Origin of the sequence: Paracoccus aestuarii (assembly GCF_028553885.1) — a bacterium.
Lineage (GTDB): Bacteria > Pseudomonadota > Alphaproteobacteria > Rhodobacterales > Rhodobacteraceae > Paracoccus > Paracoccus aestuarii.
Window position 1 is genome coordinate 1501886 of record NZ_CP067169.1, and the last position, 18449, is coordinate 1520334.

At 70.1% G+C, this 18449-nt stretch carries 16 protein-coding genes and 1 pseudogene; 15 read left to right on the forward strand and 2 right to left on the reverse strand.

Annotated elements, in window-relative coordinates; translation table 11 throughout:
• Window positions 1-13: 13 nt before the first annotated feature.
• The 7 genes from JHW48_RS07695 to JHW48_RS07725 all read left to right on the forward strand — a co-directional run bounded on the left by JHW48_RS07695 (window position 14) and on the right by JHW48_RS07725 (window position 10008).
• Window positions 14-1591 (forward strand): gamma-glutamyltransferase family protein, encoded by a 1578-nt coding sequence (locus JHW48_RS07695; RefSeq protein WP_205961856.1) that lies wholly within the window; start codon window positions 14-16, stop codon window positions 1589-1591.
• 52 nt (window positions 1592-1643) lie between these two features.
• On the forward strand, window positions 1644-2591 hold the full coding sequence (locus JHW48_RS07700; protein ID WP_119884976.1) for a bile acid:sodium symporter family protein: 948 nt from the start codon (window positions 1644-1646) through the stop codon (window positions 2589-2591).
• A gap of 81 nt (window positions 2592-2672) precedes the next feature.
• Complete coding sequence (locus JHW48_RS07705; RefSeq protein ID WP_119884954.1) at window positions 2673-3200, forward strand: 2Fe-2S iron-sulfur cluster-binding protein; 528 nt, start codon at window positions 2673-2675, stop codon at window positions 3198-3200.
• Window positions 3197-4159, forward strand: a complete 963-nt coding sequence (locus JHW48_RS07710; RefSeq protein WP_119884955.1) for an FAD binding domain-containing protein — start codon at window positions 3197-3199, stop codon at window positions 4157-4159. Before JHW48_RS07705 ends, JHW48_RS07710 begins: the two co-directional genes overlap by 4 nt.
• A gap of 3 nt (window positions 4160-4162) precedes the next feature.
• A complete protein-coding gene (locus tag JHW48_RS07715; RefSeq protein ID WP_119884956.1) occupies window positions 4163-6367 on the forward strand; it encodes a xanthine dehydrogenase family protein molybdopterin-binding subunit in 2205 nt (734 codons plus the stop codon).
• Window positions 6368-6392: 25 nt separating this feature from the next.
• Complete coding sequence (locus JHW48_RS07720; protein WP_119884957.1) at window positions 6393-8666, forward strand: FdhF/YdeP family oxidoreductase; 2274 nt, start codon at window positions 6393-6395, stop codon at window positions 8664-8666.
• A gap of 100 nt (window positions 8667-8766) precedes the next feature.
• On the forward strand, window positions 8767-10008 hold the full coding sequence (locus JHW48_RS07725; RefSeq protein ID WP_119884958.1) for a Zn-dependent hydrolase: 1242 nt from the start codon (window positions 8767-8769) through the stop codon (window positions 10006-10008).
• On the opposite strand, the gene JHW48_RS07730 is transcribed toward JHW48_RS07725, so the two are convergent.
• Window positions 10005-10574 (reverse strand): retropepsin-like aspartic protease family protein, encoded by a 570-nt coding sequence (locus JHW48_RS07730; protein WP_119884959.1) that lies wholly within the window; start codon window positions 10572-10574, stop codon window positions 10005-10007. The two genes, JHW48_RS07725 and JHW48_RS07730, sit on opposite strands and share 4 nt — an antisense overlap.
• The gene (locus JHW48_RS07735; RefSeq protein WP_119884960.1) at window positions 10571-11191 is read right to left on the reverse strand and encodes a MarC family protein; all 621 of its coding nucleotides are present in this window, start codon (window positions 11189-11191) and stop codon (window positions 10571-10573) included. The genes JHW48_RS07730 and JHW48_RS07735 overlap by 4 nt, the downstream gene beginning before the upstream one ends.
• A gap of 137 nt (window positions 11192-11328) precedes the next feature.
• Here JHW48_RS07735 and JHW48_RS18660 point away from each other — a divergent pair.
• The 8 genes and pseudogenes from JHW48_RS18660 to JHW48_RS07775 all read left to right on the forward strand — a co-directional run.
• Window positions 11329-11514: pseudogene (locus tag JHW48_RS18660) on the forward strand (twin-arginine translocase TatA/TatE family subunit); the annotation flags it as partial.
• Window positions 11515-11646: 132 nt separating this feature from the next.
• Window positions 11647-12117 carry a Sec-independent protein translocase protein TatB gene (gene tatB, locus JHW48_RS07745; protein ID WP_119884961.1) on the forward strand — a complete coding sequence of 157 codons (471 nt, stop codon included), beginning with the start codon at window positions 11647-11649 and terminating at the stop codon, window positions 12115-12117.
• Window position 12118: 1 nt separating this feature from the next.
• Complete coding sequence (tatC, locus tag JHW48_RS07750) at window positions 12119-12982, forward strand: twin-arginine translocase subunit TatC (RefSeq protein ID WP_119884962.1); 864 nt, start codon at window positions 12119-12121, stop codon at window positions 12980-12982.
• 38 nt (window positions 12983-13020) lie between these two features.
• Window positions 13021-13821: an ATP-binding protein gene (locus tag JHW48_RS07755; RefSeq protein WP_119884977.1), complete on the forward strand. Its 801-nt coding sequence runs from the start codon at window positions 13021-13023 to the stop codon at window positions 13819-13821.
• Window positions 13818-15095: an XRE family transcriptional regulator gene (locus JHW48_RS07760; protein ID WP_119884963.1), complete on the forward strand. Its 1278-nt coding sequence runs from the start codon at window positions 13818-13820 to the stop codon at window positions 15093-15095. The genes JHW48_RS07755 and JHW48_RS07760 overlap by 4 nt, the downstream gene beginning before the upstream one ends.
• 66 nt (window positions 15096-15161) lie before the next feature.
• The gene (locus tag JHW48_RS07765) at window positions 15162-15518 is read left to right on the forward strand and encodes a response regulator transcription factor (RefSeq protein WP_119884964.1); all 357 of its coding nucleotides are present in this window, start codon (window positions 15162-15164) and stop codon (window positions 15516-15518) included.
• Window positions 15518-15799, forward strand: coding sequence for a hypothetical protein (locus tag JHW48_RS07770; protein WP_119884965.1), 282 nt, complete (start codon window positions 15518-15520; stop codon window positions 15797-15799). Before JHW48_RS07765 ends, JHW48_RS07770 begins: the two co-directional genes overlap by 1 nt.
• Window positions 15789-18437 carry an ATP-binding protein gene (locus tag JHW48_RS07775; RefSeq protein WP_272835833.1) on the forward strand — a complete coding sequence of 883 codons (2649 nt, stop codon included), beginning with the start codon at window positions 15789-15791 and terminating at the stop codon, window positions 18435-18437. Before JHW48_RS07770 ends, JHW48_RS07775 begins: the two co-directional genes overlap by 11 nt.
• Window positions 18438-18449 lie beyond the last annotated feature (12 nt).

The following is an 18449-nucleotide window of genomic DNA, read 5'->3' on the forward strand; positions in this document are numbered from 1 at the left end:
AACAGGTGCCGCGATGCCAGAATTCGATTTCCTCTCGGGGCGCCGCGCGCCCGTGCTGACCGGGCGGGCGATGATCGCGACATCCCATCCGCTGGCCAGCGCCGCCGGCCTGTCGGTCCTGGCCGAGGGCGGCAATGCCGTCGATGCGGCCTTGGCGGCCAGCGCGGTGCAGGCGGTGGTCGATCCGCTGATGACCGGCATCGGCGGCGACTGTTTCGCGCTGGTGGCCCCGGCAGAGGGTCCGGTGCGCGCGCTGAACGGGTCGGGCCGCGCCCCCGCCGCCGCCACGATAGAGGCGTTGCGCGCCGCAGGCATCGGCGATGCCATCCCGCAATCCAGCCCCCATGCGGTGACCGTGCCGGGCGCGGTTTCGGCCTGGTGCCGGCTGCATGCGGATCTGGGGCGCCTGCCGCTGGCGCGGCTGCTGCGCGACGCCATCGCCCATGCGCGCGACGGCTATGTCGTGACGCCCCGCGTGGCGCGGGACTGGGCGGAATCGCAGGCGATCGTGGCGGCCGATCCCGCGGCGGCGGCGCTGTTCCTGCCGGTGCCGCAGGCGGGGGCGCGCCATGCCCAGCCCCTGCTGGCGGACAGGCTGCGCCAGATCGCCGATCAGGGCGCGGCGGGATTTTATCAGGGGGCCACGGCGGCGCGCATGGTCGCGCATCTGCGATCCCTGGGCGGCCTGCATAGCGAGGAGGATTTCCACCGGGCCACCGACGGCGCGCATTGGGTGACGCCGATCAGCGCGCGCTATCGCGGATTCGACATCCACCAATGCCCGCCGAACGGGCAGGGGTTGGCGGCGCTGCTGATCCTGAAGATCATCGAGGGCTTCGACATGGCGGGCCTGGCCCCCGCGGACCGCATCCATGTCCAGGCCGAGGCGACCAAGCTGGCCTATCACCACCGCGACGCGCTGCTGGGCGATGCCGATGCCTGCGCGGGGCTGGCCGAGCGGCTGCTGTCGGATGCGGCCATCGCGGCGCTGCGGGGGCGGATCGACATGGGCCGGGCCATGCCCCCCGCGCTCTGGGACGAGCCGGAGCATCGCGACACCATCTATCTGTGCGCGGTGGATCAGGACGGGTTGTCGGTTTCCTTCATCAATTCGATCTTTCACGGGTTCGGATCGGGGATCCTGGACCCGCAGACCGGTGTCCTGTTCCAGAGCCGCGGCGCGTCCTTCCGCATGATCCCCGGCCATCCCAACGCCATCGCGCCGGGCAAGCGGCCGATGCACACGATCATTCCCGGCATGGTGACCCAAGGGGGCCGCACGGTCATGCCCTTCGGCGTCATGGGCGGCCAGTACCAGGCGGCGGGCCATGCGGACTTTCTGTCGGCGGTGATCGACCGGGGCCTGTCGCTGCAGGCCGCCATGGACGAGCCGCGCAGCTTCGCCACCGACGGCGTGCTGCAGGTCGAGGCGGGGATGCCCGAGGATGTCTGCGACGCGCTGGCCCGTCGCGGCCATGTCATCCACCGGCTGGACGGGCCGCTGGGCGGCGCGCAGGCCATCCGCATCGGCGACGGCCTGCTGGAGGGCGGGTCCGACAGCCGCAAGGACGGCATGGCCATCGGTTTGTGAAAGGACAGGAACGGTGAAGGCATTTCTGCACAGGCTGGGCATCGACAGCTACATGATGCTGCTGCTGGTCACGGTGGCCCTGGGTCTGGCGCTGCCCGCGCGCGGCGTCGCGGCCGAGGCCTTGGGCCAGGTCACCTATGTCGCGGTGGCGCTGCTGTTCTTTCTCTATGGGGCCAAGCTGGACCCGGCCTCGGTCCGGGCCGGGCTGATGAACTGGCGTCTGCAGGGGCTGACCTTCGCGGCGACCTATCTGGTGATCCCGGGTTTGGGGCTGGGGATCGCGGCGCTGTTCGGGCCGCTGCTGGGGCCGCAGGTCACGATGGGGGTGATCTTTCTGGCGGTGCTGCCCTCGACGGTGCAAAGCTCGATCGCCTTCGTCTCGATCGCGGGGGGCAACGTGCCCGCGGCGATCTGCGCGGCGTCGCTGTCGAACCTGGTGGGGGTGGTGCTGACGCCGGTCCTGGTCGCGCTGCTGCTGCATGCGGGGGACGGGGGGATCAGCTTGGACGCGATCATCCGCATCGGCACCCAGATCCTGCTGCCCTTCGTGGCGGGGCAGGTGCTGCGGCCTTGGGTCGGCGGCTTTGTTCGCAACCGCAAGACCCTGACCCTGGTCGTGGACCGGGGCGCGATCCTGCTGATCGTCTATTCGGCCTTCAGCGCGGGCACCGTCTCGGGCCTGTGGTCCGAGATCCCGGCCGCGGCGCTGATCGCGCTGATCGCGGTGATGCTGGTCATGCTGGCCGCGGTCTTCGGCCTGATGGCCGGGGCGGGGCGGGTCTTCGGCCTGCCGCCCGAGGACCGGGCCGTGCTGTTCTTCTGCGGATCGACGAAAAGCCTTGCCTCCGGCCTGCCCATCGCCACGGCGCTGTTCCCGCCCGAGACGGTGGGCGCGACCGTCCTGCCGATCCTGGTCTATCACATGGCCCAGCTGCTGATCTGCGCGATGATCGCCCAAGGCCGTGCGCGCCGCAACCGCGCGGCGGCGCTGGTGTCCTGACGGCCTGACAAAAGGCAAGGGAACCCTGACCCTTGCCCCACGTTCCTTGACGAACCCAGCACCGTGGTCCAAGGAGCCCCCATGGCACATCGCCCCGCCGCCAGGTTGACCGTCAATGGCCAATCCCATGAATTCGAAGGCGATCCGCGCCGCACCCTTCTCGATTACCTGCGTCTGGACCTTGGACTGACCGGCACCAAGAAAGGGTGCGATCACGGTCAGTGCGGGGCCTGCACGGTCATCGTGGACGGGCGGCGGATCAATTCCTGCCTGTCGCTCGCCGTCATGCATGACGGCAGCGACATCACCACCATCGAGGGCCTGGGCGATCCCCAGGCCCTGTCCGTCCTGCAGCAGGCCTTCGTGGCGCATGACGGGTTCCAATGCGGCTATTGCACCCCCGGCCAGATCTGTTCCGCCGCCGCCATGATCGAGGAGATCCGCGCCGGCTGGCCCTCCGCCGTCAGCGGCGATGTGGCCGCGGCCCCCGCCATCGACGATGACGAGATCCGCGAACGGATGAGCGGCAACCTGTGCCGCTGCGGCGCCTATGACAACATCCTGGCCGCGATCCGTTACGCCCTGGCCCAAGAGGAGCGCGCGACATGAGGGAATTCGCCTATTCCCGCGCCGAGGGCCTGGATCAGGCCGTGGGCGCGGATGGCCGCTTCATCGCGGGCGGCACGAACCTGCTGGACCTGATGAAGCTGGAGGTCGAGACGCCCGACCGGCTGGTCGACATCAACCGCCTGCCTTTGACCGCGATCAAGGCCGACGGACAGGGATTGCGCATCGGCGCGCTGGTCAGCAATTCGGACTGCGCCGCCGATGACCGGGTGCGCCGCGACTGGCCGCTGCTGTCGCAGGCGATCCTGGCCGGGGCCAGCCCACAGCTGCGCAACAAGGCGACGATGGGCGGCAATCTGTGCCAGCGCACCCGCTGCGGCTATTTCATGGATGGGCGGTCGCCCTGCAACAAGCGCGAACCCGGATCGGGCTGCGCGGCGCAGGGCGGGGTGAACCGCAACATGGCGATCCTGGGCGCCTCGGATCACTGCATCGCCACCTATCCCGGCGACATGGCGGTGGCCTTGGCCGCCCTGCAGGCCACGGTGACCACCCGCGGGCCCGATGGCGAACGCCAGATCCCCATGCGCTATTTCCACCGCCTGCCGGGCGATCACCCCGAACAGGACAACCATCTGGAACCGGGCGAGGTGATCACCGCGATCCTGCTGCCCGAACCCTTCGGCGGGCGGCAGGTCTATCGCAAGGTGCGCGAGCGTGCCTCCTATGCCTTCGCGCTGGTCTCGGTCGCGGCGGCACTGCGGATGGAGGGCGGGCGCATCGAGGCCGCGCGCCTGGCCTTCGGCGGCGTGGCCCATGCGCCTTGGACCAATGACGAGGTCGATGAGCTGCTGGCGGGCGAACGACCGTCGCGGGCGCTGTTCGACAAGGCGGCCGACATCCTGCTGGCCGATGCGGTCGGGCAGGGCGGCAATGATTTCAAGATCCCGCTGCTGCGCCGCACGCTGGCCGCGGTTCTGTCCGACGTGACGGGGGAATAGGCGATGACCGACAGCTATGACGAACCCGACCGCCGCGACATGCTGGACCGCACCCGCCAAGGGGTGATCGGCCAGCCGCTGGACCGCCCCGAGGGGCCGCTGAAGGTGTGGGGCTGTGCGCCCTATGCCGCCGAATATGCCCGCGACCGCTGCGCCGAGGGGGTCCTGGTCGGGGCCACGATCAGCGCAGGCCGCGTCACCGCGATCCATCGCGACGCGGTTCTGGCGATGCCCGGCGTGCTGGCGGTGATCTCGTCCGAACGCATGCTGCGCCGCCCCGCGCAGGGCACCGCGGGCGAGGCGCCGGAACAGGACGTCTCGCGCGTGGATTACCCGATGCAGCCCGTGGCCTTGGTCGTGGCCGAGACCTTCGAGCAGGCCACCGCCGCCGCAAAGGCGTTGCGCGTGGATTACGACGACCGTTCGGGCGACGCCGCCTTCGTTCCCGACGAGGCACAGGCCGAGCCCGCCGACGATCCGGTCGAGGCGGGCGATCTGGACGCCGCGCTGTCGGGTGCCGATCATGTGGTGGATGCGGAATTCACCACCGCCGGCCATGTCAGCGCCGCGATGGAGCCGCATGCCGCCATCGCCGAATGGCAGGGCGACGACCTAACGCTGTGGGGCAGCCTGCAAATGCTGTCCTTCAACCGGGCGGAACTGGCCGACAGCCTGGGCATCGATCCCGATCATGTGCGCATCCTGTCGCCCTATGTCGGCGGCGGCTTTGGCAGCAAGCTGGGCATCTCGCACGAGGCGGTGGCCGCGGCGCTGGCCGCGCGCGAGCTGGGCCGCCCCGTTCGCGTCGTCATGAGCCGCCAGCAGGTGTTCCAATCCATCATGCGCCGGTCCGAGACGCGCCAGCGCATCCGCTTGGGCGCTGGATCCGACGGCCGCCTGACCGCGCTGGCGCATGAGGCCTGGGTGTCGAACCTGCCGGGCGAGGACTTCTCGGAGCCCGTGACGCAGGCGACCGAGTTCCTCTATGCGGGCGAGAACCGCCTGCTATCGGTGATGAAATCGCCGGTCACGCGGCTGACCGCCGGATCGGTCCGCGCCCCGGGCGAGGCGGTCGGCATGCAGGCGCTGGAGGTTGCGATGGACGAGCTGGCCATCGCCACCGGCCTCGATCCCGTCGAGCTGCGCCGCCGCAACCTGCCCGAGGCTCTGCCGGGCGAGGGCACGCCCTATTCCTCGCGCCGCCTGATCGAGGCGATGGAGGCGGGGGCCAAGGCCTTCGGTTGGGACCAGCGCGCCCCGGAACCCTGTGCGCGGCGCGAGGGTGAATGGTGGATCGGCATGGGCATGGCCTCGGCCGCGCGGGTGAATATCCTGGCCAAGGCCGAGGCGCGGGTGACCCTGACCGCCGACGGCCATGTGGTGGTGGAGACCGACCATACCGATATCGGCACCGGCAGCTATGCCGTGCTGGGCCAGGTCGCGGCCGAGATGCTGGGCCAGCCCATCGACCGCGTCACCGTCAAGCTGGGCGACAGCAGCCTGCCCCCCGGCGCGGGATCGGGCGGCAGCTGGGGTGCGTCCTCGACCGGCTCGGCGGTGTTTCGCGCCTGCGAGGCGATCCGCGCGACGCTGGCCCAGTCCCTGGGCTGTTCGGGCGACGATCTGGTGCTGCAGGACGGCCAGGCCTCGGCCGAGGGGGTCGAGGCCCGCGCGGTCACCGAGCTGCTGTCGGGCGATCTGACCCGAACCGGCCGGATCGAGCCGGGCGAGCAGATGGAGAAGGTCCATCAGGCCACCTATGGCGCCTTCTTCTGCGAGGTCGCGGTCAATGCCTTCACCGGCGAGACGCGGCTGCGGCGCATGACCGGGGCCTTCGGCTTCGGCCGGGTGCTGAATGCCAAGACGGCGCGGTCGCAATGCCTGGGCGGCATGGTCTGGGGCATCGGCAGCGCCCTGACCGAGGCGCTGTCCTTTGACGACCGCGACGGCCATCTGGTCAATCACGACTTGGCCGAATACCACGTCCCCGTCGCCCGTGACATTCCCCCGATGGAGGTGATCCTGCTGGAGGAACGCGACCCCCATGCCTCGCCCATCCAGGCCAAGGGCGTGGGCGAACTGGGCATCTGCGGCGCGGCGGGCGCCATCGCCAACGCCGTCCACAATGCCTGCGGCGTGCGGCTGCGCGATTTCCCGATGACACCCGACCGGCTGCTGCCGCATCTGCCCGACCCGTTCGGCGACTGAACGACCACCCCGGAAAGGACCCATCATGGCTGACGACGCAGGAATCCCCGATCTCGAACCCGTCGGCTATGATGGTCCCGTGGGGGGCTGGGGGTCGATGAAGGGCATGGCACAGGTGGGTCGCAAGGCCCATGCCGAACCCGGCGCGCTGGACACGCTGCGCAAGCAGAACAAGCATGGGGGGACGATGTGCACCTCCTGTGCCTGGGGCAAGCCGCCGAACCCCCATGTGGCGGAATTCTGCGAGAACGGCGCCAAGGCGACCCTGTGGGACCTAACCGGCGATCGCTGCGGCCCGGACCTGTTTCTGGACCGCAGCGTGTCCGAACTGGCCACATGGTCCGAATATGACCTGGAACGGCTTGGCCGTCTGACCCATCCGCTGCGCTATGACGCGGCCACCGACCGCTATCTGGAGACCAGCTGGGAGGAGGCCTTTGCCGCCATCGGCGCCGAGCTGCGCGCGCTGGACCCCAAGGCGGTGACCTTCTACGCCTCGGGCAAGGCGGCGCTGGAGGCGTCGTTCCTCTATGGGCTGTTCGCGCGGGCCTTGGGGCATAACAACCTGCCCGACAGTTCGAACATGTGCCACGAGACCACCTCGATCGGGCTGAAGCAGGTCATCGGATCGCCTGTCGGCACCTGCACGCTGGAGGATTTCGACCATTGCGACATGATCCTGCATGTCGGCCAGAACCCCGGCACGAACAGCCCCCGCATGCTGCACCCCCTGCAGGAGGCCGCCAAGCGCGGCTGCTGCATCGTGGCCATCAACCCGCTGCGCGAAAAGGGCCTGCTGGAATTCGCCAGCCCCCAGAGCCCGTGGCAGATGACCGTCGGATCGCCGACCGAGATCTCGGACCGCTATCTGCAGGTGCGGCCGGGCGGCGACATCGCCGTGCTGTCGGGCATCGCCAAGCATGTGCTGCATCTGGAGGATGCCGAGGGCGGCGTTCTGGATCACGATTTCGTGGCGCAGCATACGGATGGGCTGGATGACTGGATGGCTTGGCTGCGCGACCAGTCCTGGGACGATCTGGAACGCGAAAGCGGCATCACCCGTGCGGCGATGGAGGCGGTAGGCGCGTCCTATGCGCGGGCCAAGGCGGTGATCGGCGTCTATGGAATGGGCATCACCCAGCATGTCCATGGCGCGGATGCCATCGGCGCGCTCGTCAACCTGCTGCTGCTGCGCGGCAATATTGGCCGGCAGGGCGCCGGTTGCAGCCCCGTGCGCGGCCATTCCAACGTGCAGGGCCAGCGCACCGTGGGCATCACTGAAAAGCCCGACCTGGTGCCGAACGACCGTCTGCGCGACCTGTTCGGCATGTCGCCCCCGATGGAGGAGGGTTGGAACACCAATGCCTTCGTCGCGGCCCTGCTGGAGGGGCGGGCGCAGGGCTTCATCGGGCTGGGCGGCAACCTGGCGCGCGCTGTCCCCGACCAGGACCGCGTGGCCGAGGCTTGGGGCCGCATGCCCCTGACCGTGCATGTGGCGACGCGGCTGAACCGCACGCATCTGATGCCGGGGCGGTCGTCCTGGCTGCTGCCCTGCCTTGTGCGGGCCGAACAGGACCTGCAGCAGGGCGTGTACCAGCAGGTCACGATCGAGGACAGCTTCAGCCATATCCACGGCTCGATCGGGGCGCGCCAGCCCGCCGGGCCGCATCTGCGGTCCGAGGTGGCGATCGTGGCCGGGCTGGCCATGGCGACCCTGCCCGAGGATGCGGGCCTGCCTTGGGCCGGGTGGGCCGCCGATTACCGCCGCATCCGGGCGGCGATCGAACAGGTCTATCCCGACGATTTCGCGGATTTCGAACGGCGCATCGACCAGCCGGGCGGGTTCTACCGCGGCAATCCCGCGCGCGAACGCCAGTGGCAGACGGAAAGCGGCAAGGCCCAGTTCACCTGCCCGGAATCGCTGGATGCGACGGGGCTGGGGGAACGGCCGGGCATCTACCGGCTGATCACGCTGCGGTCCAACGACCAGTTCAACACCACCGTCTATGGCATGTCCGACCGCCTGCGCGGGATCGAGGGCGACCGTATGCTGGTGATGATGTCGCCCGCCGACATGGCCGCCGAGGGCCTGCGCCCCGATCAGCGCATCACCTTGGACGGGGCCGCCGATGACGGCATCGCGCGCAGCGTGGCCGGGTTGCGGGTCGTGCCCTATGACCTGCCACGGGGCAGTCTGGCGGGCTATTTCCCCGAACTGAACCCGCTGTCGCCGCTGTCGCGGGCCGACAAGGCGTCGGACACTCCCGCCGCCAAGGGCATCCCCGTCCGGCTGGCCTGATCGCTGTGGCCGAACGGCCACCCCGGGCGCGGCTCGGGGTGGGGCGGTGATTGACCCCCGCGCGCCGCGCGCCGATGGTGCGGGCCACGGGGGATTTATCATGACAGGCTATGCGGATGCGCGCCGGATCGAGGCGCTGATCGAGGGATTGGACCGCTGCACGGCGACGCCGGGGCAGGGGACGACGCGGCTGACCTATTCCCGCGAATACCGCGCCGCTGCCGATCTGCTGATCGCGCGGATGACCGACGCCGGGCTGGCGGTGCGCGAGGATGCGGTCGGCACCGTCTTTGGCAGGTTGCAGGGGTTGGACCCGGATCTGCCGCCGATCCTGGCCGGATCGCATCTGGACAGCGTGCCCCATGGCGGGCGTTTCGACGGCCCGGCGGGGATCGTGGCCGCGCTGGAGGCCGCTTGCCTGTTCCGCGATCTGGGCCTGCGCCCGCAGCGCAGCATCGAGGTGGTGGCCCTGATCGAGGAGGAGGGCACGCGCTTTGGCGGCGGGCTTTTCGGGTCGCGCCTGCTGACGGGGCAGGTCGATCCGGCGGATCTGGAGGCGATCCGCGATGATGACGGGGTCTCGGCCGCGGATGCGATGCGCGGCTATGGGCTGGACCCGGCGCTGGCGGGGCAGGCGGCCTTGGCGCCGGGATCGGTGCATGCCTTTCTGGAACTGCATATCGAACAGGGCCCGGTCCTGGAGGCCGATCGGCTGGACGTGGCCATCGTCGATCGCATCGTGGGGCTGGCGCAGCTGCGCGTCACCGTGCGCGGCCGGGCGGGCCATGCGGGCACGGTGCCGATGGATCAGCGGCGCGACGCGCTGCAGGGCGCGGTGGCGATCCTGGCCCAGCTGCCGGACCTGGCGCGCCAGACCGGGCCGGATGCCGTCCTGACCGTCGGCAAGCTGGAGGTGCTGCCCGGCGGCGCCAATGTCATCCCCGACCGGGTGACCTTCACCGTCGATCTGCGCGCCCCGGAGGAGGCCGCCGTCCTGCGCCTGATCCAGATGGTCGAGGGCTGCGTGACCCATGCGCAGGGCAACGGGCTGGACTGCGCGGTGGAACGCCAACTCCATGCCGCGCCCACGCCGCTGTCGGAACAGCTGCGCGCCGTGCTGACCGACCAGGCCGAGGATCTGGGCCTGTCGCATCGGGTGATGGTCAGCGGGGCGGGCCATGACGCGATGATCATGGCGGGGCTGGCGCCCACCGGCCTCGTCTTCGTCCCGAGCCGGGGCGGGCTGTCGCACACGCCCGAGGAATGGACCGATTACGCCCAGCTGGCGCGCGGGGCCGACCTGATCTTTGCCGCGCTGCGCCGCCTGTCGGGCGCGGCCTAGCGTTCCAGCATCAGCAGGTCGCCCTCGAAGCTGACGCGGGCGAAGCGGCGCAGATAGGACATGCCCAGCAGGCTGTCCTGCAGGTCGCTGTCGATGACCACGGCGCGCACGTCGCGGTCGCGCACCTCGCCGATGGCGAAGTCGCGGATGGTCACGGGCGCGGTCGGCACCTGACCGTTCGCGGTCATGGCCATGCCGGTATAGCGCAGCCCGTCCGGGTCCAGCCCGATCCGTTCCGCATCCCCGCGGCTGAGCGCGACGCTGGTCGCGCCGGTGTCGATGATGAAGCTGACCGGGGTGCCGTTCAGCTCGGCCTGCAGGTGGAAATGGCCGCCGCGGCCCACCGGGATCTGGATGCGGGCGCCGTCCTCCATGACCTGCTGGCGCGGGGTGCCGCCCATCCACCAATCCGCGGCCAGGGTCAGCCCCGCGAAGATCACCGCCCAGAGCATCAGCTGGCGCAGCGCGCGCCCGCCGCGGCCGGCCAGCTCGAACAGCATCGCCCCGCCCACGACCACCAGCAGCAGCAGATAGAACCCGACCCGCGCGATGTCGTCGCCGCTCATCCGAAAAGGCCCGATCCGATCAGCCCGTCGATGACGAACTGGACCGACAGCGCCGCCAGCAGCATCCCCAAGAGCCGCGTGACGACCATGGTGCCGGTGCGGCCCAGGGCGCGTGCCAGGGGCGTGGCCAGCATGAACAGCACCATGCAGATCGCCAGCACGGCCAGCATCATCACATGGACCATGACCACATGGCCCACCCCCTGGTTGTCGCCGACCAGCAGGATCATCGTGGCCAGCGCGCCCGGACCCGCCAGCAGCGGCATGGCCAGCGGAAAGACCGACGGGTCATGGCCGGGATCGTCGCCCTCGGCCTGGCCCTCGCGGCGTTCGGTGCGGCGCTCGAACAGCATGTCCAGCGCGGTCAGGAACAAAAGCAGCCCCCCCGCGATCCGGAAGGCCGAGATGGATATCCCGATCCCCGACAGGATCGCGTCCCCGGTCAGCCCGAACAGCGTCAGCAGGATCGCCGCGATGATCAGCGACCGCAGCCCGATGCGGCGCCGTTCGGCCCCCGACATGCCCGGCGTCAGCGCGATGAAGATCGGGGCCAGCCCGATCGGGTCGATGACCACAAACAGCGTGACGAAGGCGGTGATATAGAGCGCGATGTCCATGCACCCTTATTGCGCGCCGCGCCGCCGGTGCCAAGCGCGGACGCGGGGGCAGGGCCGCAAAGGCCTTTGCAATCACCTGCCCGAAGGCCTAGATATGGGCACGCGGGCGGACGATCCGACCCGCGAGGGAGTTACTCATGCTGAACAATATCGGCCTTCCCGGCCTTCTTCTCATCGCCGTCGTCGTGCTGGTGCTGTTCGGGCGCGGCAAGATCTCGTCGCTGATGGGCGAGGTGGGCAAGGGCATCACCGCCTTCAAGCGCGGCGTCAAGGACGGATCCGAGGAGGTGGAATCGGCCGCCGACGCGACCCGCGACACGACCCATCCCGTGCCCCCGCGCCAGGTGCCGGGCGAGACCGCGCGCGACGTCACCCCGCATGCCGCGCCCCCCGGCTCGACTGTGCCTGGCCCGCAGACGCGCGACCACAACTGATCCCGGAAAGGCAGGGTCCCCATGCTGGACATCGGCTGGACCGAGCTGCTGCTGATCGGCATCGTGGCGCTGATCGTGGTGGGTCCCAAGGACCTGCCCCATCTGTTCCATTCGCTTGGCCGGATCACGGCCAGGGCCCGCAGCATGGCCCGCGAATTCTCCTCGGCGATGGAGGATGCGGCCAAGGGGTCGGGCCTCGATGACGCGGCCAAGTCGCTGCGTGACGTCAAGGACCTGACCTCGCGCAAATCCATGGGGCTGGACGCGCTGGACCGCGCCGCCGACCGGTTCGAGAAATGGGACCCCAAGCGTCCCGCGACCCGCAAGGCCCCCGAAACCGCGCCCAAGCCCGATCCCGCGGCCCCCGCCGATGCGGTGGCCGATGCCGCCGTGCCGACGCCCGCACCGGCCCCGGCCCCCGTTCAGGTTCAGGGCGAGGCCACGGGCCGGCGGCTGCATGCGGTGCGCCGCAGCGACATGAAAGACGACTGACGTGGCCACAAAGACCAGCAAGGACGATATCGACGACAGCTCGGCCCCGCTGATCGAGCATCTGGCCGAACTGCGCACGCGCATCATCTGGTCGGTGGTGGCCTTCATCACCGCGATGGTGCTGTGCTATACGGTCTGGAACCCGATCTACAATTTCCTGACCCAGCCCATCTGCCACGCGCTGGAGGAACGCGGCCAGGAATGCGGCCTGATCCTGCTGAAACTGCAGGAGGGGTTCTTCGTCGCCATCCGCATCTCGTTCCTGGGCGGCTTCGTGCTGGCCTTTCCGGTGATCGCCTATCAGATGTGGCGCTTTGTGGCGCCGGGCCTCTATCGCAACGAGAAGGCGGCGTTCCTGCCGTTCCTGGTGGCCTCGCCGGTGATGTTCTTCATCGGGGCGTCCTTCGCCTTCTACGTCATCCTGCCGATGGCCTATGATTTTTTCCTGGGCTTCCAGCAGGGTCCGCTGCAGCTGCCGGACGACGCGGCGACCGCGCCCGCCGACAACCCGCTGGCGGCGATCGTCTTTCAGGGCTCGGTCGACGAATATCTGAAGCTGACGACCAAGTTCATCCTGGCCTTCGGGCTGTCCTTCCAGCTGCCGGTGCTGCTGACGCTGATGGGGCGGGCGGGGCTGGTCTCCGCCAAGGGGCTGGGATCGGTGCGCCGCTATGCGGTGCTGGCGATCCTGGTGCTGGCCGCCGTCGCCACGCCGCCCGACGTGATCTCGCAGGTGGTGCTGTTCGTGGTGGTCTATGGCCTCTACGAGGTGTCGATCCAGCTGGTCGCCCGGATCGAGCGCAAGCGCGAGGCCGAGCTGCGCGCCCAAGGCCTGTGGGTCGAGGATGAGGACGACCGGCCGTGAGGCTGGCGCTGGACCGCATCGCCGATGCGCTGGACCGGATGGCCCCGCCGCCGGTCCCCGCGCCCGATTTCACCGCCGCCCCGGCCTTTGTCTGGCATCCGGGTCCCGACCGGCTGGAGCCCGTGGCCCGGGTGGACCGGGTCGATCTGGACCTGCTGCTGGGCATCGACCGGGCCAAGCGGACGCTCTTGGACAACACGCTGCAATTCGCGCGCGGGCATGGGGCGAACAACGCGCTGCTCTGGGGCGCGCGGGGAATGGGGAAATCATCCCTGGTCAAGGCCGTCCATGCCGAGGCCGTGGCCCAGGGCCTGCCCCTGACCCTGGTCGAGATCGCGCGCGAGGATCTGGCATCGGTGGGTCGGCTGCTGGCGATGCTGGGGGCGGCGCGGGACCGGCGTTTCCTGCTGTTTTCCGACGATCTGTCCTTCAGCCATGACGATACGCAGTATAAATCGCTGAAGGCGGTGCTGGATGGCGGCATCGCGGGGCGGCCGGGCAATGTGATCCTCTATGCGACATCGAACCGACGCCACCTGATGCCGCGCGACATGATCGACAATGAACGCGCCAGCGCCATCCATCCCGGCGAGGCGGTCGAGGAAAAGGTATCCCTGTCGGACCGCTTCGGGCTGTGGCTGGGCTTTCACCCCTGCGACCAGGACCAGTTCCTGGCGATGGTGCGCGGCTATTGCGACAGCCACGGGCTGCGGATCGATGACGAACGCCTGCGGGCCGAGGCGATCGAATGGCAGGCCACGCGCGGCGCGCGGTCGGGCCGGGTGGCGTGGCAGTTCTTCACCGACCTGGCCGGGCGTCACGGCATGGCGGTCGGATGACCGCCCGCGGCGCCAGCAGCGGCACGCGCATCCGCGAACGCCGCCTGGCCCTGTCGCGACGCCAGGCGGATGTGGCGCGGGCGGTGGGCATCTCGCCCGCCTATCTGAACCTGATCGAACATAACCGCCGCCCCGTCGGCCCCGAACTGATCGCCAAGCTGGCCCAAGAGCTGGACGTCCCCGCCGACGAGCTGGCCGAGGGCCGCGAAGAGGTGCGCATCGCCGCCCTGCGCGAGGCCGCGGCCCATCCCGTCGCCGGCGCCACCGCGGCCGAGCTGGACCAGATCGGCGAATTGCTGGCCCGCTTTCCCGGCTGGTCGGCGCTGCTGATCGCCCATTCGCGGCGCGGCGCGGGGCTGGAAAAGCAGCTGGTCGACCTGTCCGACCGGATGACCCAGGACCCCTATCTGCTGACCACCCTGCACGAGGTCCTGTCGGCGGTGACCTCGGTGCGCTCGACCGCCGCGATCCTGGTCGAGGAGGGTGACATCTCGCCCGAATGGCGGCGGCGCTTCTATGCGAACCTGCATCAGGACAGCCAGCGCCTGTCGCTGACCGCGCAGGGGCTGGCCGCCTATCTGGACAGCTTCGAGGCCGAGGGCAACGCCTCGACCCCGCAGGAGGAGGTCGAGGCCTGGCTGGCCGAAGCCGGCGGGGATGCGCCCGATCCGGCGGGCCTGTCATCGGATGCGGCGCGCGCGATGGCCGCCGATCTGACGCGGGCGCTGCAGGCGGACCGCACGCTGTTGCCCGACCGGATGCTGGTCGATGCCATCCCAGCGGCGGGCACGTCCCCCGATCCGGTGCGGCTGGCCGAGAGGCTGGGGCTGCCGATGGATCTGGTGCTGCGGCGGCTGGCCGATCTGCGCCCGGCGGGGTTTTCGGGGGCGGGCCTCATGGTCTGCGACGGGTCGGGGGCGCTGGTGCTGCGCCGCGCGGCCGAGGGGTTCGCGCTGCCGCGGCCGGGGGACAGCTGCGCGCTCTGGCCGCTGTTCCAGACGCTGGCCATGCCGCAGGTGGCGCTGGCCCGCGCGGTCGCCATGCCCGACGGGCGGCATTTCCGCACCCTGTCCTGGGCGCAGCGGCGCCAGCCCCTGGGTCTGGGCGGCCCGGTCCTGACCGAGGCGCTGATGCTGATGGTCCCGGCCGAGGGTCCGGTGCCCGCCGATGCGCTGCCCATCGGCCCGGCCTGCCGCATCTGTCCGCGCACCGATTGTCCCGCGCGGCGCGAGGAATCCGTGCTGGTGCCCCAGGCCGGGATGGCGCGGGCCTGAATGGTGCTTTGACACGGGCCCGTGATCCGGCCCATTATCGCCCGACGCAGACCGTGGAGGGGGCGGATGCAACTGGATATCCTGATGATCGAGGATGAGCCCAACATCGCCGAGGCGGTGCGCTTCATCCTGTCGCGCGAGGGGTGGCAGGTGGACCTGCATGACGACGGCGCGGGCGGGATCGAGGCGATCGAGGCCGCGCGCCCGCGCCTGGTCATCCTGGACCTGATGCTGCCCAACCGATCCGGGTCCGAGATCCTGGGCGATCTGCGCGCGGCGGACGACCCGGACCTGGCGGCGACGCCGGTCCTGATGCTGACCGCGCGCGGCCAGACCGAGGCCGGGGGCCAGGCCGATGCGGTGCTGGCCAAGCCCTTCGACAATGACGACCTGCGCCGGACGGTGCGCCGGATGCTGGGCTGATGCCGGACCGGCCGCTGTTTCTGGAACGCGCCTCGTTCCACCGCCGCCGATTGGGCGATGCGGCGCGGGTGCTGCCGGTGCTGACGGCGCTGCTGATCCTGGTGCCGGTCTGGTGGATGCCGGCCAGCCTGTCCCATGCGGCGGGGGCGGTGTGGATCTTCGCGCTCTGGGCGGTGCTGATCGCGGCGGTCTGGGCGCTGCACCGCGCGCTGCTGCGGGCCGAGGCGGCGACCATGCGCGCATCCACCGACCTGCCGCCCGAGGATGTCGATGCCGTTTGAGGCGCTTCTGGCGGTCTGCCTGGGCTATGTCGCGCTGATGTTCGGCGTGGCCTATGCGGCCGATCGCGCGGCCGAGCGTGGCCATGTCCGCTGGCTGGACCATCCGCTGGTCTATACGCTGTCGCTGTCGGTCTATTGCTCGGCCTGGACGTTTTATGGCGCGGTCGGCTATGCATCCCGGTCCGGGCTGGAATTCGCGACGATCTATCTGGGGCCGACGCTGGTCTTCACCGGGGCGTGGTGGGGGCTGCGGCGGTTAGTGCGCGTCGCGCGGATGCATCACGTCACCTCGGTCGCGGACCTGATCTCGGCCCGGTTCGGCAAATCGAACCGGCTGGCGGGGATCGTGACGCTGATCGCGGTGATCGCCTCGACCCCCTATATCGCGCTGCAGTTGCAATCGGTGCGCCTGTCCTTCGAGGTCTTCGCCACCGACGCCCCGAACGGGCCCGATGCGGGGGCGATGGGGGGCACCGCGCTGTGGGTGGCGGCGGGGCTGGCGCTGTTCACCATCCTGTTCGGGACGCGCAATCTGGCCGCCGATGAACGCCACCACGGCGTCGTCACCGCCATCGCGCTGGAGGCGGTGGTCAAGCTGCTGGCCTTCGTGGCCTTGGGCATCTTCGTCGTCTGGTGGCTGGCGGACGGGCCGGTGGACATGCTGGACCGCATCGCCCGCGCGGCCGAGGATCCGCAGGTGGCGCAGGGCTGGATCCTGCAGCCCGACCGCTGGACGGCGCTGATCCTGGTCTCGGCCGCGGCCATCCTGACCCTGCCGCGGATGTTCCAGGTCATGGTGGTCGAGGCCGCCGACGAGGAACGCCTGCATGTCGCGGGCTGGGCCTTTCCGGCCTATCTGTTCGCCATGTCGCTGTTCGTGCTGCCCATCGCGGTGATGGGGCGCGAATTGCTGCCGGCGGGGGCGAACCCGGATCTCTACGTGCTGACCCTGCCCGCGGCGGCGGGCCAGGACTGGCTGGCGATGCTGGTCTTTCTGGGCGGGTTCTCGGCGGCGACCTCGATGGTGGTGGTCTGCGCGATCGCGGTGGCCACGATGGTGTCGAACCACTGGCTGGTGCCGGTCTGGCTGGCCCTGCGGCGCATCCCCTCGGGGGACGAGACCGACGATCTGCGCGGCTTCGTGCTGAATGCGCGGCGGGTGGCGATCCTGGCGGTGATGGCGGCGGGCTGGGTCTATCACGAGGCCTCGGGCGGCACGGCGGCCTTGGCGGCGATGGGGCTGGTGGCCTTCACCGGCATGGCGCAGGTGCTGCCCGCGATGCTGGGCGGGCTGATGTGGCGGGGCGCCAATCGCAAGGGCGCCTATGCCGGGATCGGCACGGGGCTGGTCCTGTGGATGGGGCTGCTGTTTCTGCCCTCGGTCGGGCTGGGGGGCGATCTGCCGGTGCCGCCGGGGGTGGACCCCTGGACGGCGGCGGTGGTTCTGTCGCTGTCGCTGAACACGCTGGCCTTCGTGGGGGTGTCGATCTTCGGCTTTCCCGACCCGGTCGAACGGCTGCAGGGCCTCAGCTTCGTTTCCGCGGTCGAACCGATCCGCCACAGCCGCATGATGCGCGGCGATGACCGGGCCGAGCCTTTGCTGGCCATGGCGCGCCGGGTCTGGGGGGCGGATGCGGCGCTGCGCTATTTCCGGGCCGAGGCGCAGGCCCAGGGGAAATCGGGCTATCTTCCCGACCTGACGCCGCGCTTCCTGACGCGGCTGGAACGGCGGCTGGCGGGGTCGATCGGTTCGGCCACGGCGCATGCGATGATCGACCGGGTGGCGGGGGGCGTGGCGCTGACCGTGTCCGACCTGCTGCAGGTCGCCGACGAGGCGCAGCGCGCCAAGGAGGAGACCCAACGCCTCTCCGCCGCGCAGGAGGAGCTGACCCGCACCGCCCGCCAGCTGCGCGAGGCCAATGACAAGCTGACCGCGCTGTCGGTGCAGAAGGACGCCTTTCTGGGCCAGATCAGCCACGAGCTGCGCACGCCCATGACCTCGGTCCGGGCCTTTTCCGAGATCCTGAAGGACCCGACCCTGACGCCCGAGGAGCGCGGCCGCTTCGCGGGCATCATCCATGCCGAGGCGGGGCGGCTGACGCGGCTGCTGGACGACCTGCTGGACCTGTCGGTGCTGGAAAGCGGGCGGGCGCAGCTGTCGGTCTCGGTCACGAACCTGCATGACCTGATCGGGCGGGCGCTGACCGCCGCATCCGCCACCCGGTCCGAGCGTCGGTTCCTGATCGACCGCGACATGCCGTCCGAACATCTGGGCCTGATCACCGATGCCGACCGGCTGCTGCAGGTGCTGATCAACGTGATCAGCAATGCGCGCAAATATTGCGACGCGGTTCATCCGGTGCTGATCATCCGCGTCCGCAAGCCCGAGGGTGGCGGCGCGATCATCGACATCGTCGACAATGGCAGCGGCATCGACAGCGGCCGCCAGTCGCTGATCTTCGAGAAATTTGCGCGCCTCAACGATCCCGCACGGGCGGGGGGCGCGGGGCTGGGCCTGGCCATCTGCCGCGAGATCATGCTGACCCTGGGGGGCGATATCAGCTATCTGCCGGGGCAGGGGGGGGCGGCCTTCCGCATCCAGCTGCCGGCGCGGCCGCCCTCATCGGGCGGGGATTAACCCTTTCTCAAT

What these genes read in the sequence shown, in the direction of transcription:
- JHW48_RS07695 (WP_205961856.1), top strand. Translation starts at nt 14, where the DNA reads ATGCCAGAATTCGATTTCCTCTCGGGGCGCCGCGCGCCCGTGCTGACC.
- JHW48_RS07700 (WP_119884976.1), top strand. Translation starts at nt 1,644, where the DNA reads ATGATGCTGCTGCTGGTCACGGTGGCCCTGGGTCTGGCGCTGCCCGCG.
- JHW48_RS07705 (WP_119884954.1), top strand. Translation starts at nt 2,673, where the DNA reads ATGGCACATCGCCCCGCCGCCAGGTTGACCGTCAATGGCCAATCCCAT.
- JHW48_RS07710 (WP_119884955.1), top strand. Translation starts at nt 3,197, where the DNA reads ATGAGGGAATTCGCCTATTCCCGCGCCGAGGGCCTGGATCAGGCCGTG.
- JHW48_RS07715 (WP_119884956.1), top strand. Translation starts at nt 4,163, where the DNA reads ATGACCGACAGCTATGACGAACCCGACCGCCGCGACATGCTGGACCGC.
- JHW48_RS07720 (WP_119884957.1), top strand. Translation starts at nt 6,393, where the DNA reads ATGGCTGACGACGCAGGAATCCCCGATCTCGAACCCGTCGGCTATGAT.
- JHW48_RS07725 (WP_119884958.1), top strand. Translation starts at nt 8,767, where the DNA reads ATGACAGGCTATGCGGATGCGCGCCGGATCGAGGCGCTGATCGAGGGA.
- JHW48_RS07730 (WP_119884959.1), bottom strand. Translation starts at nt 10,574, where the DNA reads ATGAGCGGCGACGACATCGCGCGGGTCGGGTTCTATCTGCTGCTGCTG.
- JHW48_RS07735 (WP_119884960.1), bottom strand. Translation starts at nt 11,191, where the DNA reads ATGGACATCGCGCTCTATATCACCGCCTTCGTCACGCTGTTTGTGGTC.
- tatB (WP_119884961.1), top strand. Translation starts at nt 11,647, where the DNA reads ATGCTGGACATCGGCTGGACCGAGCTGCTGCTGATCGGCATCGTGGCG.
- JHW48_RS07755 (WP_119884977.1), top strand. Translation starts at nt 13,021, where the DNA reads ATGGCCCCGCCGCCGGTCCCCGCGCCCGATTTCACCGCCGCCCCGGCC.
- JHW48_RS07760 (WP_119884963.1), top strand. Translation starts at nt 13,818, where the DNA reads ATGACCGCCCGCGGCGCCAGCAGCGGCACGCGCATCCGCGAACGCCGC.
- JHW48_RS07765 (WP_119884964.1), top strand. Translation starts at nt 15,162, where the DNA reads ATGCAACTGGATATCCTGATGATCGAGGATGAGCCCAACATCGCCGAG.
- JHW48_RS07770 (WP_119884965.1), top strand. Translation starts at nt 15,518, where the DNA reads ATGCCGGACCGGCCGCTGTTTCTGGAACGCGCCTCGTTCCACCGCCGC.
- JHW48_RS07775 (WP_272835833.1), top strand. Translation starts at nt 15,789, where the DNA reads ATGCCGTTTGAGGCGCTTCTGGCGGTCTGCCTGGGCTATGTCGCGCTG.